Annotated in this window: 17 protein-coding genes; 4 read left to right on the forward strand and 13 right to left on the reverse strand. The window is 70.6% G+C overall.

Annotation, left to right across the window (positions count from 1 at the left end; all coding sequences use genetic code 11):
* Positions 1–98: 98 nt before the first annotated feature.
* From ABZ823_RS24755 to tkt, 8 genes are all read right to left on the reverse strand, one after another.
* The gene (locus ABZ823_RS24755) at positions 99–554 is read right to left on the reverse strand and encodes a TerB family tellurite resistance protein (protein WP_361664358.1); all 456 of its coding nucleotides are present in this window, start codon (positions 552–554) and stop codon (positions 99–101) included.
* A gap of 62 nt (positions 555–616) precedes the next feature.
* Positions 617–1,243: a histidine phosphatase family protein gene (locus tag ABZ823_RS24760; RefSeq protein ID WP_361664361.1), complete on the reverse strand. Its 627-nt coding sequence runs from the start codon at positions 1,241–1,243 to the stop codon at positions 617–619.
* A gap of 6 nt (positions 1,244–1,249) precedes the next feature.
* A complete protein-coding gene (gene gnd, locus ABZ823_RS24765) occupies positions 1,250–2,131 on the reverse strand; it encodes a phosphogluconate dehydrogenase (NAD(+)-dependent, decarboxylating) (RefSeq protein ID WP_361664563.1) in 882 nt (293 codons plus the stop codon).
* Between the two features lie 16 nt (positions 2,132–2,147).
* A complete protein-coding gene (pgi, locus tag ABZ823_RS24770; RefSeq protein WP_361664364.1) occupies positions 2,148–3,797 on the reverse strand; it encodes a glucose-6-phosphate isomerase in 1,650 nt (549 codons plus the stop codon).
* Entirely contained in the window at positions 3,790–4,725 is a 936-nt protein-coding gene (opcA, locus tag ABZ823_RS24775) for a glucose-6-phosphate dehydrogenase assembly protein OpcA (RefSeq protein ID WP_361664367.1), read from the reverse strand. The genes pgi and opcA overlap by 8 nt, the downstream gene beginning before the upstream one ends.
* Entirely contained in the window at positions 4,722–6,464 is a 1,743-nt protein-coding gene (zwf, locus tag ABZ823_RS24780) for a glucose-6-phosphate dehydrogenase (RefSeq protein WP_361664370.1), read from the reverse strand. Before zwf ends, opcA begins: the two co-directional genes overlap by 4 nt.
* Positions 6,461–7,606, reverse strand: coding sequence for a transaldolase (gene tal, locus ABZ823_RS24785; protein WP_361664373.1), 1,146 nt, complete (start codon positions 7,604–7,606; stop codon positions 6,461–6,463). Before tal ends, zwf begins: the two co-directional genes overlap by 4 nt.
* A 19-nt stretch (positions 7,607–7,625) precedes the next feature.
* The gene (tkt, locus tag ABZ823_RS24790) at positions 7,626–9,701 is read right to left on the reverse strand and encodes a transketolase (RefSeq protein WP_361664375.1); all 2,076 of its coding nucleotides are present in this window, start codon (positions 9,699–9,701) and stop codon (positions 7,626–7,628) included.
* Positions 9,702–9,847: 146 nt separating this feature from the next.
* On the opposite strand from tkt, the gene ABZ823_RS24795 reads away from it, so the two are divergent.
* Entirely contained in the window at positions 9,848–10,735 is an 888-nt protein-coding gene (locus ABZ823_RS24795) for an AraC family transcriptional regulator (RefSeq protein WP_361664378.1), read from the forward strand.
* A 42-nt stretch (positions 10,736–10,777) separates the two neighbouring features.
* Here ABZ823_RS24795 and ABZ823_RS24800 read toward each other — a convergent pair whose 3' ends face one another.
* The gene (locus tag ABZ823_RS24800; RefSeq protein WP_361664382.1) at positions 10,778–12,628 is read right to left on the reverse strand and encodes a LamG-like jellyroll fold domain-containing protein; all 1,851 of its coding nucleotides are present in this window, start codon (positions 12,626–12,628) and stop codon (positions 10,778–10,780) included.
* 2 nt (positions 12,629–12,630) lie between these two features.
* Positions 12,631–13,743 (reverse strand): beta-galactosidase domain 4-containing protein, encoded by a 1,113-nt coding sequence (locus tag ABZ823_RS24805; RefSeq protein ID WP_361664385.1) that lies wholly within the window; start codon positions 13,741–13,743, stop codon positions 12,631–12,633.
* Between the two features lie 2 nt (positions 13,744–13,745).
* On the opposite strand from ABZ823_RS24805, the gene ABZ823_RS24810 reads away from it, so the two are divergent.
* Positions 13,746–15,086, forward strand: coding sequence for a 6-phospho-beta-glucosidase (locus ABZ823_RS24810; RefSeq protein WP_361664388.1), 1,341 nt, complete (start codon positions 13,746–13,748; stop codon positions 15,084–15,086).
* Between the two features lie 79 nt (positions 15,087–15,165).
* Here ABZ823_RS24810 and ABZ823_RS24815 read toward each other — a convergent pair whose 3' ends face one another.
* Positions 15,166–16,854, reverse strand: coding sequence for a carbohydrate binding domain-containing protein (locus ABZ823_RS24815; RefSeq protein ID WP_361664391.1), 1,689 nt, complete (start codon positions 16,852–16,854; stop codon positions 15,166–15,168).
* A 221-nt stretch (positions 16,855–17,075) separates the two neighbouring features.
* Positions 17,076–18,203, reverse strand: coding sequence for an ATP-grasp domain-containing protein (locus tag ABZ823_RS24820; protein WP_361664394.1), 1,128 nt, complete (start codon positions 18,201–18,203; stop codon positions 17,076–17,078).
* A gap of 366 nt (positions 18,204–18,569) precedes the next feature.
* On the opposite strand from ABZ823_RS24820, the gene ABZ823_RS24825 reads away from it, so the two are divergent.
* Both ABZ823_RS24825 and ABZ823_RS24830 read left to right on the forward strand, forming a co-directional pair.
* The gene (locus ABZ823_RS24825; RefSeq protein WP_361664397.1) at positions 18,570–19,478 is read left to right on the forward strand and encodes a metallophosphoesterase; all 909 of its coding nucleotides are present in this window, start codon (positions 18,570–18,572) and stop codon (positions 19,476–19,478) included.
* Positions 19,423–20,112 carry a 4'-phosphopantetheinyl transferase superfamily protein gene (locus ABZ823_RS24830; RefSeq protein ID WP_361664400.1) on the forward strand — a complete coding sequence of 230 codons (690 nt, stop codon included), beginning with the start codon at positions 19,423–19,425 and terminating at the stop codon, positions 20,110–20,112. Before ABZ823_RS24825 ends, ABZ823_RS24830 begins: the two co-directional genes overlap by 56 nt.
* A gap of 3 nt (positions 20,113–20,115) precedes the next feature.
* On the opposite strand, the gene ABZ823_RS24835 is transcribed toward ABZ823_RS24830, so the two are convergent.
* A complete protein-coding gene (locus tag ABZ823_RS24835; RefSeq protein ID WP_361664403.1) occupies positions 20,116–21,210 on the reverse strand; it encodes a glutamate--cysteine ligase in 1,095 nt (364 codons plus the stop codon).
* Positions 21,211–21,226 lie beyond the last annotated feature (16 nt).

The raw sequence follows: 21,226 nt of genomic DNA on the forward strand, positions 1-21,226 counted from the left end.
CCATCGACCGCACCACCTACAGAGCCACCATCAGCATCGCCATGCTTACGAACAGCCCTTGACACCCACAGCCCCGCCTTAACTGAACGGCGTTGGCACTAGAGGTCGAACTCATGCGGCGGCAGGTCGAGCGCGAAGCACGCCTCCCGGACCACCGCCTGCTCGTCCTTGTCGAAGTTCCCGTCGGCGCCCCCGATGACGATGCCGATCTGGATCACCGCGCGCGCCTCGGCGGGCTTCTTCTTCGCCTTGCCGATCTCCTGGAGAACGCTGACCTTGCCGAAGGCGAAGTCGGCGGTCAGTTTGTTCAGATTGTCCTCGAAGCGGCGGCGAAGGTCGTCGGCCGGGAAGTTCTGCAACACCTCGTTCGTGGCGATGAGCTGGGCGACGCGCTGGCGCTCCGAGGGGTCAACCGTGCCGTCCGCCGCGGCCACGAGCGCGCACATCGCCATGCTCGCGTCGCGGAACGCGCCGCTCTTCAGATCGTTCTTCTTCGCCACGAGCTGGGTCTGCATCGTCGAGGCGGATTCCCTGATGCGGTCCCACAGGGCCATGGAGAACTCCCTACGTCGTCGAGGCCGGCCCGCCCCGGTGGACGGGCCGTGACCTCTCGTTTCTACGGCAACGTAGAAGGAAACTGGCGGGAAGCCGCGGAAGTTCCGCTGGCGTTCCACTCCGCGATCACGGGCCAGCCGTGCTCGGTGGAGAGCCGGCTGACCGTCCCCGTCCCCAGTTGCAGCAACCGCCCCTCGGCGGCCGACAGACCCAGGCGGCGGGCGGCCAGGACGCGCAGGAAGTGACCGTGGGCCACGAGGATCACATCGCCCTGTGCGAGCCCGGGTGCGATACGGGCCAGCACCCGGTCCGCGCGCGCCGCCACCTCGTCGGGCGACTCGCCCGGATGCCCGGGCGGTCCGGGCGGCGCCCCGTCGGTCCACAGGCACCACTCGGGTCGGGTGCGGTGGATCTCCGCCGTGGTGATGCCCTCGTAGCCGCCGTAGTCCCACTCGCGCAGATCGGCGTCGGGAACGGGGCCGGACAGCCCGGCGAGTTCCGCCGTGCGTATCGCCCGGCCGAGCGGGCTGGTGAGGGTCTGCGCGAAGGTGCGTCCGGCGAGCAGAGGGGCGAGGGACTTGGCCTGTTCCTCGCCTCGCTGGGTGAGCGGGAGGTCGGTCCAGCTGGTGTGCTGTCCCGACAGGCTCCACTCGGTTTCGCCGTGGCGGACCAGCAGGAGGTCGCCCACGGCTCGTTACTCCTTCGCCGACTCGACCGCGTGACCGCCGAACTGGTTCCGCAGCGCCGCGATCATCTTCATCTGCGGCGAGTCGTCCTGCCGAGAGCTGAACCGCGCGAACAGCGACGCCGTGATCGCAGGGAGCGGCACCGAGTTGGCGACGGCGGCCTCCACGGTCCAGCGGCCCTCGCCGGAGTCCTCGGCGTAACCGCGCAGCTTGCCCAGGTGCTCGTCCTCATCGAGGGCGTTGACCGCGAGGTCCAGCAGCCAGGAGCGGATGACCGTGCCCTCCTGCCAGGAGCGGAAGACCTCGCGGACGTTCTCCACCGACTTGACCTTCTCCAGCAGTTCCCAGCCCTCGGCGTAGGCCTGCATCATCGCGTACTCGATGCCGTTGTGGACCATCTTGGAGAAGTGCCCGGCGCCGACCCGGCCGGCGTGGACATACCCGTACGGGCCTTCGGGCTTGAGCGCATCGAAGATCGGCTGGAGGCGGTCGACATGCTCCTTGTCGCCGCCGACCATCAGCGCGTAGCCGTTCTCCAGGCCCCACACACCGCCGGAGACGCCCGCGTCGACGAAGCCGATGCCCTTGATACCGAGCTCGGTGGCGTGCTTCTCGTCGTCCGTCCAGCGGGAGTTGCCGCCGTCGACCACGGTGTCGCCGGGGGACAGCAGGTCCTTCAGCTCGTCGATGACGGACTGGGTGGCCCCGCCGGCCGGGACCATCACCCAGACCACACGCGGGGCTTCGAGGGACTCGACCAGTTCGGCCAGGGTCTTGACGTCCGAGACCTCGGGGTTGCGGTCGTAGCCGATGACGGTGTGGCCCGCGCGGCGGATACGCTCGCGCATGTTGCCGCCCATCTTGCCGAGGCCGATGAGGCCCAACTGCATCTGCGTCATATCAGTCTCACTTCTTCCTGAGCGTGCGGTAGGCGGCCACGAGGGCGGCGGTGGACGGGTCCAGACCCGGCACCTCGGCGCCCTCGGTCAGGGCGGGTTCGACGCGCTTGGCGAGGACCTTGCCCAGCTCGACACCCCACTGGTCGAAGGAGTCGATGTTCCAGACGGCTCCCTGGACGAACACCTTGTGCTCGTAGAGGGCGATGAGCTGGCCGAGGACCGAGGGGGTCAGCTCGGTGGCGAGGATCGTGGTGGTGGGGCGGTTGCCCTTGAAGGTGCGGTGCGGCACCTGCTCGTCCGGCACACCCTCCGCCCGCACCTCCTGGCTGGTCTTGCCGAAGGCGAGCGCCTGGGTCTGGGCGAAGAAGTTCGCCATCAACAGGTCGTGCTGGGTCTTGAGTTCGCCGCTCAGCTCGTCCACGGGGCGGGCGAAACCGATGAAGTCCGCCGGGATCAGCTTGGTGCCCTGGTGGATGAGCTGGTAGTAGGCGTGCTGGCCGTTGGTGCCGGGGGTGCCCCACACCACCGGACCGGTCTGATAGTCCACCGGACGCCCCTCGCGGTCCACGGACTTGCCGTTGGACTCCATGTCCAGCTGCTGGAGATAGGCGGTGAACTTGGACAGGTAGTGGCTGTACGGCAGCACCGCGTGAGTCTGGGCGTCGAAGAAGTCGTCGTACCAGATGCCGAGCAGGCCCAGCAGCAGCGGGGCGTTGGCCTCCGCGGGGGCGTTCTCGAAGTGCTCGTCGACGAGGCGGAAGCCGGCCAGCATCTCACGGAACCGCTCCGGGCCGATGGCGATCATCAGCGAGAGACCGATGGCCGAGTCGTAGGAGTAGCGGCCGCCGACCCAGTCCCAGAACTCGAACATGTTGTCCGGGTCGATGCCGAACTCGGTGACCTTCCCGGCGTTCGTCGACAGCGCGACGAAGTGCCGGGCGACCGCCTTCTCGTCACCGTCGAACGCTGCCAGCAGCCAGGAGCGGGCCGAGGTCGCGTTCGTGATCGTCTCGATCGTGGTGAACGTCTTGGACGCGACGATGAACAGCGTCTGGGCCGGGTCCAGATCCCGGACCGCCTCGTGCAGATCGGCGCCGTCCACGTTGGAGACGAAGCGGAACGTCAACTCGCGGGCGGTGTAGGGGCGCAGCGCCTCGTACGCCATCGCGGGGCCCAGATCCGAGCCGCCGATGCCGATGTTGACGACGTTCTTGATGCGCTTGCCGGAATGGCCGGTCCACTCGCCCGAGCGGACCCGGTTCGCGAAGTCGGCCATCTTGTCGAGGACCGCGTGGACCTTGGGCACCACGTTCTCGCCGTCGACCTCGATCACCGCGTCCCTCGGGGCGCGCAGCGCGGTGTGCAGCACGGCCCGGCCCTCGGTGACGTTGATCTTCTCGCCGCGGAACATGGCGTCCCTGAGACCGAACACATCGGTGGCTGCGGCCAGTTCCTGGAGCAGGGCGAGGGTCTCGTCCGTGATCAGGTTCTTGGAGTAGTCGATGAGCAGGTCGCCGACGCGCACGGTGTAGCGCTCGGCCCGTCCGGGGTCCCGGTCGAAGAACTCGCGCAGATCGGGGTGGAGCAGCGGGCCGGCGCGGTGGTCCTCCAGGGCCGTCCACTCGGGGCGTCGGGTGAGCCTGGGACTGTCAGTCATGGCTGGCGTTCTCCTTGGCGCCGTCGCCGCGCAGGGCGATGGCGTACATCTCGTCCGCGTCGAGGCGGCGCAGCTCCTCGGCGATCAGTTCGGAGGTGGGGCGCACCTTCAGGGCGAGGGTGCGCGGGGGCTGGCCCGGCAGGGTCAGCGTGGCCAGCGGGCCCTCGGGGCGGTCGATGACGATCTCGCCCTTCTCGGTGCCCAGCCGCACCGCCGTGATCACCGGTCCACCGGTGACGACCCGCTCCACCGGTACCTGGAGCCGGACGCCCAGCCAGCGGGCCAGCAGCTCGGCGCTCGGGTTCTCGGCCTCGCTCTCGATCGCCGCGTAGGTGACCTTCGTACGGGCCTGGTCGAGCGCCGCGGCCAGCATCGACCGCCACGGCGTCAGCCGTGTCCAGGCCAGGTCGGTGTCGCCCGGGGCGTAGGAGGCGACCCGGGCCCTCAGGGCGTCGAGCGGGTGCTCGACGGCGTACATGTCGGTGATCCGGCGCTGGGCGAGGGCGCCCAGCGGGTCCTTGGCGGGGTGCTCCGGCGCGTCGACCGGCCACCACACGACGACCGGAGCGTCCGGAAGGAGCAGCGGCAGGACCACCGAGTCGGCGTGGTCGGACACCTCGCCGTACAGCCGCAGTACGACCGTCTCGCCGGTGCCGGCCTCCGAGCCCACCCGGATCTCGGCGTCGAGCCGGGAGGCGGTGCGGTCCCGGGGGGTGCGGGCGTGCCGCTTGATGACGACCAGGGTCCGCGAGGGGTGCTCCCGCGACGCGTCCTCTGCCGCCTTCACCGAGTCGTAGGCGTTCTCCTCGTCGGTCACGATGACCATGGTCAGGACCATGCCCACGGCGGGAGTGCCGATGGCACGGCGACCCTGGACCAACGCCTTGTTGATCTTGCTTGCGTTGGTGTCGGTCAGATCGATCTTCATGGCCTGCGCCAGCTCCGTCCGTCTCGTGCGAGCATCTCGTCGGCTTCGCGGGGACCCCAGGTACCCGCCGGGTACTGAGCGGGCCGGCCGTGGTTCTCCCAGTACTCCTCGATCGGGTCGAGGATCTTCCAGGACTCCTCCACCTCCTCCGTGCGGGGGAAGAGGTTGGCGTCGCCGAGCAGTACGTCCAGGATCAGCCGTTCGTAGGCCTCCGGGCTGGACTCGGTGAACGACTCGCCGTAGGCGAAGTCCATCGAGACGTCCCGGATCTCCATCGACGTACCCGGCACCTTCGAACCGAAGCGCACGGTCATGCCCTCGTCGGGCTGGACCCGGATGACGATCGCGTTGTGCCCGAGTTCCTCGGTGGCGGTGGTGTCGAAGGGGGAGTGCGGGGCGCGCTGGAAGACGACCGCGATCTCGGTGACCCGGCGGCCGAGCCGCTTGCCGGTGCGCAGGTAGAAGGGGACGCCCGCCCAGCGGCGGTTGTCGACCTCCAGCTTGATCGCCGCGTAGGTGTCGGTCTTCGAGTGCGGGTCGATGCCCTCCTCCTGGAGGTACCCGACGACCTTCTCACCGCCCTGCCAGCCGGCCGCGTACTGTCCGCGCACGGTGTGCGCGCCGAGGTCCTCGGGCAGCTTCACCGACTTCAGGACCTTCAGCTTCTCGGTGAGCAGCGCCTCCGCGTCGAACGCGATGGGCTCCTCCATGGCAGTCAGCGCCATCAGCTGGAGCAGGTGGTTCTGGATGACGTCGCGGGCGGCGCCGATGCCGTCGTAGTAGCCGGCCCGGCCGCCGATCCCGATGTCCTCCGACATCGTGATCTGGATGTGGTCGACATACGACCGGTTCCAGATCGGCTCGTACATCTGGTTGGCGAAGCGCAGCGCCAGGATGTTCTGGACGGTCTCCTTGCCCAGGTAGTGGTCGATGCGGAAGACCTGGTCCGGCTCGAACACGTCGTGCACGATCGCGTTGAGCTCGCGGGCGCTCGCCAGGTCGTGCCCGAACGGCTTCTCGATGACCGCGCGCCGCCAGGAGCCCTCGGGCGCGCTGGCGAGGCCGTGCCTCTTCAGCTGCTGGACGACCTTGGGGAAGAACTTCGGCGGTACGGAGAGATAGAACGCGTAGTTGCCGTTGGTGCCCCGTGAGGCGTCCAACTCGTCCACGGCGGCACGCAGTTGCTTGAAGGCGGTGTCGTCGTCGAAGTCGCCCGGGATGAACCGCATCCCCTCGGCGAGCTGCTGCCACACCTCCTCGCGGAACTCCGTACGGGCGTGCTCGCGCACGGCGTCGTGCACCACCTGGGCGAAGTCCTGGTCGGCCCAGTCGCGCCGGGCGAACCCGATCAGTGAGAAGCCCGGCGGCAGCAGTCCGCGGTTGGCGAGGTCGTACACGGCCGGCATCAGCTTCTTGCGGGACAGGTCACCGGTGACACCGAAGATGACCAGACCGGAGGGACCGGCGATGCGGGGAAGCCTGCGGTCGCGGGCGTCACGCAGGGGGTTGGTCCAGTCGGAGACCGGGATCGGTCCGTGGGTCTTCCCGGCCACGGCGCCGATCCTCGAGGCCGCGTCGGAGGGCTGCGTCGCGCCGGAGGCTTGCGGGGCCGCGTCGGAGCCCTTGGCCCCGGAGGTCCCGGGGTCCTCGGCCGACCGGGTCCCGGTCTCCGTCACCACGGTTCCCTCGGCCTTCTCCTCGGCCGCGGATCCCTTCGTCGCGGGACGTTCCTTGCTCATTCCCCGTCAACCCCCTTGCTCTCCAGCGATGTCGTGACGGCGTCCAGCAGGTCCTGCCAGGCCACCTCGAACTTGGCGACGCCCTCGTCCTCGAGCTGCTTGACGACCTCGTCGTACGAGATCCCGAGCCGCTCCACGGCCGCGAGGTCCGCGCGGGCCTGCGCATAGCCGCCGGTCACCGTGTCGCCCTGGATGTCGCCATGGTCGGCGGTGGCGTCGAGGGTCGCCTCCGGCATGGTGTTCACCGTGCCCGGCGCGACCAGTTCGTCGACGTACAGCGTGTCCTTGTACGCCGGGTCCTTCACCCCGGTCGAGGCCCACAGCGGGCGCTGCTTGTTTGCTCCGGCCCCGGCGAGGGCGAGCCAGCGCTCGCCGGCGAAGACCTCCTCGTACGCCTCGTAGGCGAGCCGGGCGTTCGCAAGTGCCGCCCTTCCCTTGAGCGCGAGCGCCTCGTCCGTGCCCAGCTTCGCCAGACGCTTGTCGATCTCGGTGTCGACGCGGGAGACGAAGAAGGAGGCGACGGAGTGGATCGCGGACAGGTCGAGCCCGGCGGCCCTGGCCTTCTCCAGGCCGGCCAGATAGGCGTCCATGACCTGGCGGTAGCGCTCCAGGGAGAAGATCAGCGTGACATTGACGCTGATGCCCTGCCCGATGACCTCGGTGATGGCCGGCAGGCCGGCCTCGGTCGCCGGGATCTTGATCATCACATTCGGGCGGTCCACCAGCCAGGCGAGCTGCCTGGCTTCCGCCACGGTCGCCCGGGTGCGGTGCGCGAGCCGCGGGTCGACCTCGATGGAGACCCGGCCGTCTCGGCCGTCCGTCGCGTCGTACACGGGCCGCAGTATGTCGGCGGCGGCCCGCACGTCGGCGGTGGTCATCATGCGGACGGCCTCCTCGACCGTCACGCCGCGCTCGGCCAGGTCGGCCAGCTGCTCCTCGTAGCCCTCCCCGGAGCCGATGGCCGCCTGGAAGATGGACGGATTGGTGGTGACGCCCACCACCTGCTTGGTGGCGAGGAGTTGGGCGAGGTTGCCGGAGGCGATCCGCTTGCGGGACAGGTCGTCCAGCCAGATCGACACGCCCGCGCCGGACAGGCGCTTCAACGGTTCCGCGGCTGTGGTTGCTTCGGTCACTGTGCTCATCTTCCTTCGTACGATCGGATCAACCGCGGACGGCGGCGAGGGAATCCCGCGCGGCGGCGGCCACGTTGTCGGCCGTGAAGCCGTACTCGGCGAACAGGGTCTTGGCGTCGGCCGAGGCACCGAAGTGCTCCAGGGAGACGATGCGTCCACTCTCACCGACGTACCGGTACCAGGTCAGCGCGATGCCCGCCTCGACCGCCACGCGCGCCTTCACGGACTGAGGAAGGACGTGCTCGCGGTACTCGGCGGACTGCTCCTCGAACCACTCCACGGACGGCATCGACACCACCCGGGTACCCACCCCCTCGGCCTCCAGCCGTTCGCGCGCGGCGACGGCGAGCTGCACCTCGGATCCGGTGGCGATGAGGATCACGTCCGGCGTGCCGGTGGAGGACTCCCGCAGGATGTAACCGCCCTTGGCCGCCTCGGGGTTCGGGGCGTACGTCGGCACGCCCTGGCGGGTGAGCGCGAGACCGTGCGGGGCCGGGTCGGTGGAGTGCCGCCGGAGGATCTCGGCCCAGGCGATCGCGGTTTCGTTGGCGTCCGCGGGGCGGACCAGGTTCAGGCCGGGGATGGCCCGCAGGCTGGCCAGGTGTTCCACGGGCTGGTGGGTCGGGCCGTCCTCGCCCAGCCCGATGGAGTCGTGGGTCCACACATAGGTGACGGGAAGCTGCATCAGCGCCGACAGGCGTACCGCGTTGCGCATGTAGTCGGAGAACACCAGGAAGGTGCCGCCGTAGACGCGGGTGTTGCCGTGCAGGGCGATGCCGTTCATCTCCGCGGCCATGGAGTGCTCACGGATGCCGAAGTGGATCGTGCGCCCGTAGGGGCTCGCCTCCGGCAGCGGGTTGCCCTTGGGCAGGAAGGAGCTGTTCTTGTCGATGGTGGTGTTGTTGGAGCCGGCCAGGTCGGCGGAGCCGCCCCACAGTTCGGGCAGGACCGCGCCGAGGGCCTGGAGCACCTTGCCGGAGGCGGCCCGGGTGGCCACCGCCTTGCCCTCCTCGAACACCGGCAGCGCGTCCTGCCAGCCCTCAGGCAGCTGACCCGCCACGACGCGGTCGAACAGCTTCGCGCGCTCCGGCTGGGCGTCGCGCCACTCGGCGATCCGCTTGTCCCACGCGGCGTGCGCCTCGGCGCCGCGGTCGAGGGCCCCTCGGGTGTGGGCGAGGACCTCGTCGGACACCTCGAAGGTCTTCTCCGGCTCGAAGCCGAGCTCCCGCTTGGTGGCCGCGACCTCGTCCTCGCCGAGCGCCGAGCCGTGCGCGGCCTCGGTGTTCCGCGCGTTCGGGGCGGGCCAGGCGATGATCGTGCGCATCGCGATGATCGAGGGGCGCTCGGTCTCGGCCTGCGCCGCCTTGAGCGCCGCATACAGCGCGTGGACGTCGATGTCGCCGTTCTCCGCGGGCTCGATGCGCTGCACGTGCCAGCCGTAGGCCTCGTACCGCTTCAGCACGTCCTCGGAGAACGCCGTCGCGGTGTCGCCCTCGATGGAGATGTGGTTGTCGTCGTAGAGGAAGACCAGATTGCCGAGCTTCTGGTGGCCGGCGAGCGAGGACGCCTCGGCGGAGATGCCCTCCTCCAGATCGCCGTCGGAGACGATCGCCCAGATCGTGTGGTCGAAGGGGGAGGTGCCCTCGGGGGCGTCGGGGTCGAACAGGCCGCGCTCGTAGCGGGCGGCCATCGCCATGCCCACCGCGTTGGCGACGCCCTGGCCCAGGGGGCCGGTGGTGGTCTCGACACCGGCCGTGTGGCCGTACTCAGGGTGACCGGGCGTCTTCGAACCGTGCGTGCGGAACGCCTTCAGGTCGTCCAGCTCCAGCTCGTAGCCGGCGAGGAAGAGCTGGGTGTAGAGGGTCAGCGAGGTGTGGCCGGGGGAGAGGACGAAACGGTCACGGCCGGTCCACTCGGGGTCCGCGGGGTCGTGTGTCAACACCTTTTGAAAGATCGCGTACGCGGCGGGTGCCAGGCTCATCGCGGTGCCCGGGTGGCCGTTGCCGACCTTCTGTACGGCGTCGGCGGCCAGAACACGGGCCGTGTCGACGGCTCGCCGGTCGAGGTCGGTCCATTCGAATCCGTCTGCGCTCTGCGCACTCATCTTCAAGAAGTCCTCACTGGATACGTGATCTCTGGTGGAACGTCGTCGAATCTAAAAGTCTGACTTTTGCGGGGGAAGGTGCCCCTGTGTCAGCCTTCGGTGAAAGTGGGACATCGACGGTGGGACCGAGGTGGCACGAGAAGGACATGGCGGACAGAAACACGCAAGAGGACGACGGCATCCGGACGTACCCGTTCCCCGTCGACCTGAGCGTCTGCGGCGTCGGCATCCAGGTGGGCCCCATGGGGTCCGGCCGCACCTGGCACGAGGACGCGCCCCTGGACCGCGTCCACCGCATCGACTTCCACATCGTCATGTTCTTCAACGGCGGCCCCGTGTCGCACATGGTGGACTTCGCCGAGTACCGGGCGAGCGCCGGTGACGTTCTGTGGATACGCCCCGGTCAGGTCCACCGCTTCTCCCGGTCGAGCGAGTACCGCGGCACCGTGCTGACCATGCAGCCCGGTTTTCTGCCGCGCGCCGCGGTGGAGGCCACGGGCCTGTACCGCTACGACCTGCCGCCGCTGCTGCACCCCGACGCGGCCGGCCTCGCCGCGCTCCGCGCGTCCCTGGACCACGTGCAACGCGAGTACGAGGACACGACAACCCTGCCGCTGAGCCTGCGCACGGCAGTGCTGCGCCACTCCCTGACCGCGTTCCTGCTGCGTCTCGGGCACCTCGCGGCCGGCTCCGCCGACGCGGCGCGCGATCAGGCCGACACCACGTTCACCCGGTTCCGGGACGCCGTCGAGCAGGGCTTCGCCACGAACCACAGCGTCAGCGCGTACGCCGACGCCCTCGGCTACTCCCGCCGCACCCTGGTCCGCGCCGTCCGTGCCGCCACCGGCGAGACGCCCAAGGGCTTCATCGACAAGCGGGTGATCCTGGAGGCCAAACGCCTGCTCGCACACACGGACCTGCCGATCGGCCGTGTCGGCGTCGCCGTCGGCTTCCCCGACGCGGCGAACTTCTCCAAGTTCTTCCACCAGCACACGGACACGACACCGGCGGCGTTCCGGGCGGAGCTGAGATGACGAAGGGGCGAGCGCTCGGCCCGCCCCCCGCAGGTCTTCGGCTCAGTGGTTCATAAAGGAGGTGACCGGCAGCGCGCGGGCGACGACCCGGACGTCGCCGAGCCGGCCGTGCAGGATCTGGTCGATCTTCCCGGCGTACTCGTAGCCACCCAGCAGCCACGGCAGTCCGACCGAGCTCAGGCCGACGGCGGCGGCCTTCGGGTTGCGGGCGACCGGGCAGCCCTCGACGTACAGGGTGGTGTGCCGGCCGTCGTTGACCACGGCCACGTGCCACCACCTCTCCCGTGCCGTCTCGTCCCCCCAGTTGGTGGCGATCCCCTCCTGGTTGAGCGGCCGCACCGCCCACTGCGGTCCGGGGCCGTCGGACAGTGACAGCGTGGCCAGCGGCTCGTCGGGGTCGTCGGCGGTCTTGCCCGCGGCGCCGCCCGTGCCGGTGCGGCTGACGAGCCCGGACCATGCGTGGTGCGCGGCTTCCCAGTCCGCGGGGAGACGGTAGAAGGCCTCGATCGTGTAACCGGACGCGAAGGTGGCGGAGTTGAGCGGCGCCCCGTCGACGGTACGCAGATACGCGCCCTTCAGCGGCGATCTGTAGCCCTGGAATTCCAGGCTGCCGTGCCCCGGCTGGTCGGGGTGATGGTCGGACGACCAGGTCAGCGAGCCGCCGTTCACCCTGACCAGGGCGAGGTCGTTGCCGCGCCCGGACAGATCGCGGACCGTACCGGTGACGGCGGCCCCGTCGTCCTGTCCGTCGAAGCGCCAGTACGCCACCGTGCCGGGGACGAGCATCTTCGACACCGGCCGCGACGGACGCGCCGGGACGGGGGCGAAGCCCGCGAACCGCTTCTCGAAGTCGACGCCGACCGAGAACCGGTCGGCGTCACCGCTCAGCTCCATCTCCTCCCGCTCCAGCCGGTTCAGGCCCTTCGCGGCCCGGCCGAGGATCCACGGGGAGACGGTCTCCACGTCGATGACGTTCCGGTCGAGGTCGAAGTGGTACAGACGGATCATCGCCGCGCCGCCGAAGTACCGGTTCTGATAGTTGGTCAGATGAAGGTGGACGTCGTGGCCCGCCGCATTCTTGCGCGTGGCGCGGCCGGCGGGCCAGTAGTGACCGTTGAGGGTCAGGAAGATCTGGTCGTGGTCCTCGATCAGCCGGTCCCACAGCCGCTGCCCGTACGAGGACAGCGCGTCGTCCCCGACGACCAGCTCGTGCGTGGTGAGGATCACCGGCGTCCTCGGGCGCCGGGAGATGACGTCCCTGGCCCAGGCGTACCCCTGCTCCGACAGCCGCCAGTCCAGGGCCAGCACCATCCACTCCCGCCCGGCGGCCCGGAACAGATGGAAGGTGTTGTAGCCGTCGGGGGAGGCGCCCCCGAACGTGGAGCGGCCCTTGAAGCGGTCCGGGCCGAAGGTGTCGAGGTACGGCGTCGGGCCGCGCTGGTCGTCGGTCGACGACCGCACATCGTGGTTGCCCGCGAGGATGCTGTAGCCGACGCCACGCCGGTCGAGCAGCCGGAACGCGTCACCGATCGCCGCGAACTCCTCCCCGGCGCCGTTCTGCGTGAGGTCGCCTAGGTGGGAGAGGAACACGATGTTCTCGTCCCGGCCGTGTTCCAGGAGGTACCGCAGCGAGGCCTCGACCGGCGCCGGGTCGATGCTCGGCCCGTCGAAGAGGTACTGGGTGTCCGGCATGACGGCGAGCGTGAAACGGCGGCTGTCCGGGTCGGGCCGCCACCGCCCGCCGCCCGCCGGTGCCGCCTCGGCGGCCGTCGGCAGGGCGGCACCGGTGGTGGCCGCCGCGCCCAGCAGCGCGGTCGCCCGCAGGAAGCCGCGTCGACCGGCCCGGGCGGTCTCCGGTGCGGGACTCTGTGCCGGCTCGTGGGAAGTGCACACATCTACTCCGAGAGATCCGTGAAGGTCGGTGGGTCAGAGGGTGCGCCGGTCCAGCTCCAGCGGTGGACATCTGGCGGGAGCGGAAGGGAGGCAGAGGTGTCGGGGCCGCACGAGGCGGTGCTCAGGCCCCGGTGAGCGCCGTCGATGTGCACCACACACCCGCGGGGGGCCGCCGGTCGGTCGTGGTGTCCGGGGGCGGTCAGGAGCGGGTGGATCAGCAGGCCTTCCCCGTCGACCTCGACGGTTCCGCCCGGCAGGGGAACGGCCGCCTCGGGGGCGGGCCCTCGCAGCCGTACCCGCGGCACGCACACCTCGGTGCCGCGTGGCGCCCACGGCTCGTCGTGCGCCGTGCGTACCCGCAAGGTCAGCCAGGTCTCGCCGCCCTCCAGCGGCAGCGCGAACGGCAGCGGTACCGCGGCGCACTCGCCCGGAGCGAGGCGGGGCAGCTCGGCCGGGGCGGTGAGCGTGGGGCCGTCGGCCCGCGACAGCTGCCATTCGGCGGTCAGCCAGTCCAGTCCCCGGAAGCGCTGGTTGTTGCGGAGGACGATGCCCTCGTGCCGGAAGCACTTCATTCGGACCGGCGCCGCGATCTCCGGATGCCCGCACATCGCCGGCTCGGGCGTGCGATCCGGGAAGACCAGGCCGTTCGCGCGGAACGTGCCGTCGTTCGGGTCGTCGCCGACGTCATCGCCGTACGCCCAGCGGTGGCCGGGCGCGGCGACACCGTTGTCATACAGCCCGGCGCCGCCGCGCCCGGCCGGTCTTCCGTCGCTCACGCGCTGGACGATGCCGTGGCACCAAAGCTCCGAGGTGAAGCCGTCCTGAAGGCCCGGGGTGGTCTCGATGGCGGCCCAGTGGTCGGCCGGCATGCCGTTGCCGTCGCCCATGGCATGGCCGTACTCGCACCGGATCAGCGGTCGCCTCTTGGGCTGTTCGCCCGCAGCCAGGAACTTCTCCCAGGTGGACGGCTGAGTAGTGTTCGCGGCGTGGCATGGCGCAGGTCTGCGGCCCGGGGACCCGGACGTGGTGGTGACGAACGCGCCGGTCGACCCCCGGCGACCCGGTCCTGCCTGGAGGAGGCGGGCGTCGAGGTGATCGTGGCGGGAAAGGTGCAAGCGTGAAGCTGACGATTCTGGGCGGCGGCGGGTTCCGGGTGCCGCTCGTGTACGCGGCGCTCCTCGGGGACCGCGCCGAGGGCCGGGTCACCCGTGTGGTGCTGCACGACCTGGACGCCGCACGGCTGTCCGCGGTGACGCGGGTGCTGGCGGAACAGGCCGCGGGCGTGCCGGACGCGCCCGAGGTGACCGCCACGACCGATCTCGACGAGGCGCTGCGCGGCGCCGACTTCGTCTTCTCCGCGATCCGCGTCGGCGGCCTGGAGGGACGCGCGAACGACGAGCGGGTGGCGCTCGAACAGGGCGTCCTCGGTCAGGAGACCGTCGGCGCGGGCGGTATCGCGTACGGTCTGCGGACCGTGCCCGTCGCCGTCGACATCGCGCGGCGCGCGGCCCGGCTCGCCCCCGATGCCTGGGTCATCAACTTCACCAACCCGGCGGGCCTCGTCACCGAGGCCATGTCCCGCCACCTCGGCGACCGCGTCATCGGCATCTGCGACTCACCGGTCGGGCTCGGCCGCCGTATCGCCCGCGTGCTCGGCGTAGCGCAGGCGCCTGAGACGTTCATCGACTACGTCGGCCTCAACCACCTCGGCTGGGTGCGCGGCCTGCGCGTCGCGGGCCGTGACGAACTCCCGCGGCTGCTCGCCGACCCCGCCCTGCTCGGCTCGTTCGAGGAGGGCAGGCTGTTCGGCGCCGACTGGCTCCGGTCCCTCGGCGCGATCCCGAACGAGTACCTGCACTACTACTACTTCAACCGCGAGGCCGTCCGCGCGTACCAGGAGGCCGAGAAGACCCGCGGCGCCTTCCTGCGCGACCAGCAGGCCCGCTTCTACGAGGAGATGAGGCGCCCTGACGCCCCGGCCCTCGAGACCTGGGACCGCACGCGGGCCGAGCGCGAGGCCACCTACATGGCCGAGAACCGTCAGACGGCGGGCGCGGGGGAACGCGACGCCGAGGACCTGTCCGGCGGTTACGAGAAGGTGGCCCTCGCCCTGATGCGGGCCATCGCCCGGGACGAGCGCACCACCCTGATCCTCAATGTGCGCAACCGCGGCACCCTGTCCGTGCTGGACTCCGAGGCGGTCATCGAGGTGCCCTGCCTGGTGGGCGCGCTCGGCGCGGACCCCGTCCCGGTCGACCCGCTGCCCGGCCACGCCACCGGCCTGGTCTGTTCGGTCAAGGCGGTCGAGCGCGAGGTGCTGTCCGCGGCCGAGTCCGGCTCCCGTGCCACGGCGGTGAAGGCGTTCGCGCTCCACCCGCTCGTCGACTCCGTCAACGTCGCCCGGCGGCTCGTCGACGGCTACACCGCCGTCCACCCCGGCCTCGGATACCTCGGATGATCCCGCCGGGAGACCTGCTGACGCCTTCTGAGGCAAGGGGGCGTGGGGGTGCCTGGTCCGGACACCCCCACGCCGGTGCTCAGCCGGTGAATCCGGCCGTGATGGACGTGAACTGCCAGGTGTTCTGGCTGATGCCCGAGCAGTTGCTCACCACACCGCCGCCCGCGCACGGGCGGTCGCGGTTGACCGCCCAGAAGGCGAGCCGGGCGATGTGGTGCGCGTTCGACCAGTCGCGGATCTGGGCCCAGATCGCCGGGGTGGTGTTCTCCTGCTGGTCGGACAGGCCGTTCATGCCGGAGATGCCGATGTGGGAGTAGGCCGTCGCGTCGTCCCAGCCGAACGTGGACTTCAGCTTGGCCTTCAGGCCCTCCGCCGCGTTCACCGTGTTGCCGTACATGTCGGAGCCGCCACCGAAGTCGAACGGCATGACGGTGAAGACGTCGATGTTGGCGCCGAGCGACTGGGCCTGCTCGATGAGCCGGTTGCCGTAGTAGGTCGGGCCTGTTGTCGAGGTGCCGAAGGTGACGATGGTCTTCAGGCCGGGGTTGTTGGCCTTGACCGTCTTCAGCGCGGTCAGGATCTTGGCCTGCACGGCCTCGTTCTCGAACTCGTCCGTGTTCTCGATGTCCATGTCGATCGCCTTCAGGGAGTAGGCGTCGATCACCTTCTGGAGTGCCCCGGCGAGCGCGCTCGCGGAGGAGCAGTTGGCGCCGAGCTTGCTGCCCGACCAGCCGCCGAACGACGGGACGATGTCACCGCCCGCGGAGCGGATCTGGTTGATGGCGGTCTGGTCGACGCCGCCGGTCAGTGCGCGGCTGCCGTCCCAGGCGGGGGTGCATCCGCCCGAGTCGAGCACGAACGCCATCGTGAACCACTTGATGCCGGTGGCGCTCATCACCGTGCTCGGGTTCGGCGGGTCGCCCCAGCCCTCGTAGAGGTAGGGCGCCGCCTGCTTGAAGCCGGTGCCGCCGCCGCTGCCCGCGTCCGTCGTGACCGTCACCGAGTTCGAGGCCCCGGAGGTGTTCCCGGCCGCGTCGCGCGCCTTCACGGTGAAGGTGTAGCCGGTGCTGGGCGACAGGCCGCTGACCGTCGCGGACGTCCCGGAGACGCTCAGCACCCGGCTGGAGCCGCTGTAGACGTCGTACGCGGTCACGCCGACGTTGTCCGTCGAGGCGTTCCACTTCAGCGACACGCTCGAGGAGGTCTTGCCGGTTGAGGCCAGGCCGGTGGGCGCGGTCGGTGCCTGGGTGTCGGAGCCGCCGCCACCTCCGCCGGGGCCGTCCAGACTGATGTCGTCGGCGTAGTACGTGCCCTGCGCGTACCAGCCGTGGACGTAGATCGTGGCGCTGGTCTGTGAGGCGCCGGTGGTGAAGGAGACGGACAGCGGGCTGTACGCCGACGGGGACGTCGTCCAGGTCGAGGCGCCGCCGTTCACGCCGAGGTACACATAGCTGCCGCGGACCCAGCCGCTGAGACTGTACGTCGTGTTCGGCTGGACCGAGACGGTCTGGCTGCACTGCGCGTTGTCGCTCGAACTCACGGCCCCGGCGAGGGCCTTGGAGCCGCCGTGGACGGGGCTGGAGACGACCGAGCCGAGGTTGCCGGTGCAGGACCAGGGGGAGAGGCTGCCCGACTCGAAGCCGGGGTTGGACAGGATGTTGGCCGCCTGTGCGGTCCCGGGGAGGGCGACGGCTCCGCCCAGCGCCAGGGCGGCGGAGCCGAGGAGGGCGAAGAAGGCACGTCTGGAACGTCTGAGGAGTGTGCGCACGCGATCTCCCTGAAGAGGAAGGGGGGTTCGGGAGTGCAGGGGAAAGTGCAGAAGGGTGCGCAACAAAGTTGGTATGGACCAATCTCGGTGTCAAGGGTCGCGGGGAGAATTGGTCCAGACCGGTGCGGGATTCGCACCCTCGCACCGTCACGACGCCAGGGGGAACCGCCCCTCCGCCGGGCCCAGCGCTCACCGGGCCCGGCGCCGTGACCGCCGGGACGCTACAAGGGCAGGGCCTGAGCCGAGCCGACCTCGACCGCGGCGACCGGGACCGCGGGCCCGACCGGCGCCTGCTCCGGCTCGTCGTCCCGCTGCCGCGGCAGTGAAAGGGAGCGGACCGGCCGCGGCCCCGACACCACCGTGTAGTCCGTGCCCAGGAACGGCGGCACCACCTCGCCCGGATCCTCCCCGAGGGCCAACTGCAGAGCGGCCCAGGGAGCGTTGAGACCGCACAACGACAGCTGATGCAGTCCGCCCGCAGGACGCGTGTTGACGTCGAGCAGCACCGGCTCGTCGCGGTACATCCGGAACTGGATGTTGGAGAGGTAGTGCAGTCCGAAGCCCTCCGCCAGGCGCCTGGCCGGCTCCAGCCACCGCTCGTGCAGCGTGAAGCCCCGGCGACGGCCGTTCTTCGTGCGGCCCACCGCCATCCGGATCAGGTTGTCGGGCCCGGTCAGGCAGTCGACCGACACCTCCGGCTCCTCGAGGCGCGGCATCACCAGCCAGTCGACGGGCTCCTCGGCCTCGCGCACCGCCCGGACGACCAGGTCCAGCGGCACGTACGGGCCCGGGAATCCGCTCAGGTGCGCCAGGGAGAAGGGGGCGCGCGTGATCTGGCGGAAGCCCACCCCGCCCGCGCCGGCCGCCGGCTTGAAGCACGCCTTGTGGCCCCCGGCCTCCAACTGTTCGACGGCGGCGACCAGTTCGTCCTCGTTCGCCACCCGCCACCACGGCGGCACCGGAATCCCGATCGACTGGACGACCTGATACGCCGTCACCTTGTCCCGGAAGACCGCGACCGCCTCGGCGGTCGGCGCCAGCAGCACCGTACCGGCCGCCTCGAACTCGGCGCGGTGCGCGACGATCGCCTCCTGGTGCAGACGGGGCACGAACACATCGATGCCGCGGCGCGCGCACTGGTCGAGGGCGTACTCCACGTACGCGGCCGGGGACAGGCCCTCCGGCTCGAACTCGGCGGTGTCCGCCGCGGCCAGGACGGGGGAGTCGGGGTCGCCGTGCGTAGCGTGGATCTCGACGGCCCGGTCGCCGGGATTTCTCCGCAGCTGATCCATGAAGAACACGTTCTCCGCGTACGTGCGGTTGAGCCAGACGCGTACGCAAGAGAGCATGCAGGCCGCCTTTCACGGTGCGCAGGCAGGGCGGAGCAGGCCGTGCCCGGCCAGGGGAGGAGGAGGTACACCGAACCGCCGTGCGTGGAGAAGGTGTCCATGGCGGAGGTGTTGGGGCGATCATAGGCCCTCCCGGACCAACCCAGGGCTACGCGAGTGTTACGGATTCCCCCCCGCTTGCCTGGACGGCAGGGGCGGTTCCGGCGCGCGCGAGCAGGCGGGCGATCGCCGTTTTCGGCGGGACGCGCCGGCAGGCGGAAACCGGCCGTTCTCCCTGGGTGCGAGGGCGGCCGTCGCGGGTCGCTCTTGTCCGTCGGCGGCCCGATGTGGTCTTGTGGTCGTATTCGGTTCTCGAAAGGGGCGAGAGTGGAGTCGACGGACGGCCGTGGACAGCTGCTCGCCATCAGTGACCTGCACATCGGATACCCGGAGAACCGCGCCCTCGTCGAGCGCATGAGCCCCACCTCGGACGAGGACTGGCTCCTCGTCGCCGGCGACGTGGCCGAGACCGTCGCCGACATCCGCTGGGCGCTGGAACTGCTGGCCGGCCGCTTCCGCAAAGTGATCTGGGCGCCGGGCAACCACGAGCTGTGGACCCACCAGAGGGACACCGTCACCCTGCGCGGCGTCGAGCGCTACGCACACCTGGTCGCCATGTGCCGGGACCTGGGCGTGACCACACCCGAGGACCCCTATCCGCTCTGGGAGGGGCCGGGCGGCCCGGTGGCCGTGGCGCCGCTCTTCCTGCTCTACGACTACACCTTCCTGCCGCAGGGCTGCACGACCAAGGAGCAGGGGCTCGACTACGCCCACGGCACCGGGATCGTGTGCACCGACGAGTATCTGCTGCACCCGGACCCCTACCCGAGCCGCGAGGCGTGGTGCCGCGCCAGGGTGGCCGAGACCGAGCGCAGGCTGGAGGAGATCCCCGACGATCTGCCCACCGTGCTGGTGAACCACTACCCCCTGGACCGGCACCCCACGGAGATCCTGCGCCACCCCGAGTTCGCCATGTGGTGCGGCACCCGGCTGACCGCCGACTGGCACCGCCGGTTCCGGGTCGCCTGCATGGTCTACGGACATCTGCACATTCCCCGCACCACCCACCACGACGGCGTTCGCTTCGAAGAGGTTTCGGTGGGCTACCCCCGCGAATGGCGCCCTCGCGCGGCGCCGCCCGGACGGCTGCGCCGCATTCTTCCGATGGAGGTCCCAGCAGGTGATCGAGGAGCTGCTCCCGGGGTCGGTCGCGGTCGTGGAGGCACACGGCCGTGACGCGCTCGGCGACGGCGTCCCCCTCTACCCGGAGGAGGAGGCGGTCGTGGCGCGGGCCGTGGAGAAGCGGCGCCGGGAGTTCCGGGCCGCGCGGGGCTGCGCACGACAGGCCATGGAGAAGCTCGGTGTCCCGCGGGGGCCCGTCCTGCCCGGCGAGCGCGGCGCACCGCGCTGGCCGGACGGGCTGATCGGCAGCATCACCCACTGCGAGGGCTACTGCGCCGCCGCGCTGGCGCACGTCGGCGACCTGGTCTCCCTCGGAATCGACGCGGAACCGCACGACCGGCTGCCGGAAGGCGTCCTGGAGGCGGTCGCGCTGCCCGCCGAGCAGACGCGGCTGCGGGCCCTTGCCCACAGCCACCCGTCCGTCCACTGGGACCGGCTGCTGTTCAGCGCCAAGGAGTCCGTCTACAAGGCATGGTTCCCCCTGACCGGGAAGTGGCTCGACTTCCAGGAGGCCGACATAGAGATCGACCCGGGCGCCGTCCCCGGCGCCTCGGGCCGGTTCCGGGCGCGACTGCTGGTCCCGGGGCCAGTGGTCGACGGCCACCCCGTCGAGACCTTCGAGGGCCGGTGGACGGCGGAGCGGGGGCTGGCCGCGACGGCCGTCGCCGTACCCCGGCCCCCCGGGTGAAGGCTAGGGCGTGACCACGGCGTCCGTGATCATGCCGGTGACGGCCTCCAGGCCCCCGGTGGCCAGCGCCTTGCGCTGAAGCTCCGCGCCCGTGCCCCGCTCCAGCAGACGGCGGACCAACGAGGTCACCTCCCGGGTGTCCCCGTACGCCTCCAGGGCGGGGCCGACATGCTCCACAAGCCCGTACACCACCTCGTCGGCCGGCCGGCGCCTGCCACCGAGGTCGATCAGGTCCCCGCTCAGTCCGTAGCGCGCGGCCTGCCACATCGCCGCCCGCACGAACTCCATCTCGCCCTCGGGCGCCGAGCCGCCGGTCGCGGCATCGCGCATCGCGGTGTCGGCGAGGGCGCGTATCAGTCCCGCGAACATCACGGCGTCGTCCACGCGCAGTTGGACGTCCAGGCAGCGGACCTCCACCGTGGGGTAGTTGTCGGACAGCCTGGCCTGCCAGTACAGCTGCCCGGTGTCGCTGATGACGCCTGTCGCCAGCAGCCGTCGCACCCGCCGGTCGTAGTCCGTCTCGTCGGCGAAGTACGGCGGGACGCCGCTGACCGGCCAGCGGTCGAAGACGATGGTGCGCCAGCTCGCGAATCCCGTGTCGTGCCCCTCCCACAGCGGGGAGTTCGCCGACATGGCCGTCAGCGTCGGCAACCATGTGCGGAGGCGGTTGAGCACCTCGACGCCCATGTGCCGGTTGGGCACGGCGACGTGCACGTGCATGCCGTTGACCATCTGCTCGGCCACCAACTGGGGGGCCTGCCGCTGCATCTCCCGGTATCGGGCCTTGTCCGTGACGGGTACGGGCGGGCCCTCCGCCAGCGGCGGCGTACCGCTGGCCACGAGCCGGCAGCCGCATGCCTCCGCCGCTCCCGCCACGGCGTGCCGCAGGCGCAGGAGATGGCCCCCGACCTCTTCCAGCGTGGCGCACACCGGGGTGGCCACCTCGACCTGCGCCTGGAGAAGCTCCGCCTGGATCTCGTCGCCGGCGACGAACGGCGCCAGGCCGGCCGCAGCCCGCACCTTCTCTCCCCGTGCCGCCAGACGACCCGTGACCGGGTCGATCAGCAGGTACTCCTCTTCCACACCGACCGTTGTCATCGACGACCTTTCCCTC

This window comes from Streptomyces sp. NPDC047079 (assembly GCF_040643755.1).
In the GTDB taxonomy this organism is placed as follows: Bacteria; Actinomycetota; Actinomycetes; order Streptomycetales; family Streptomycetaceae; genus Streptomyces.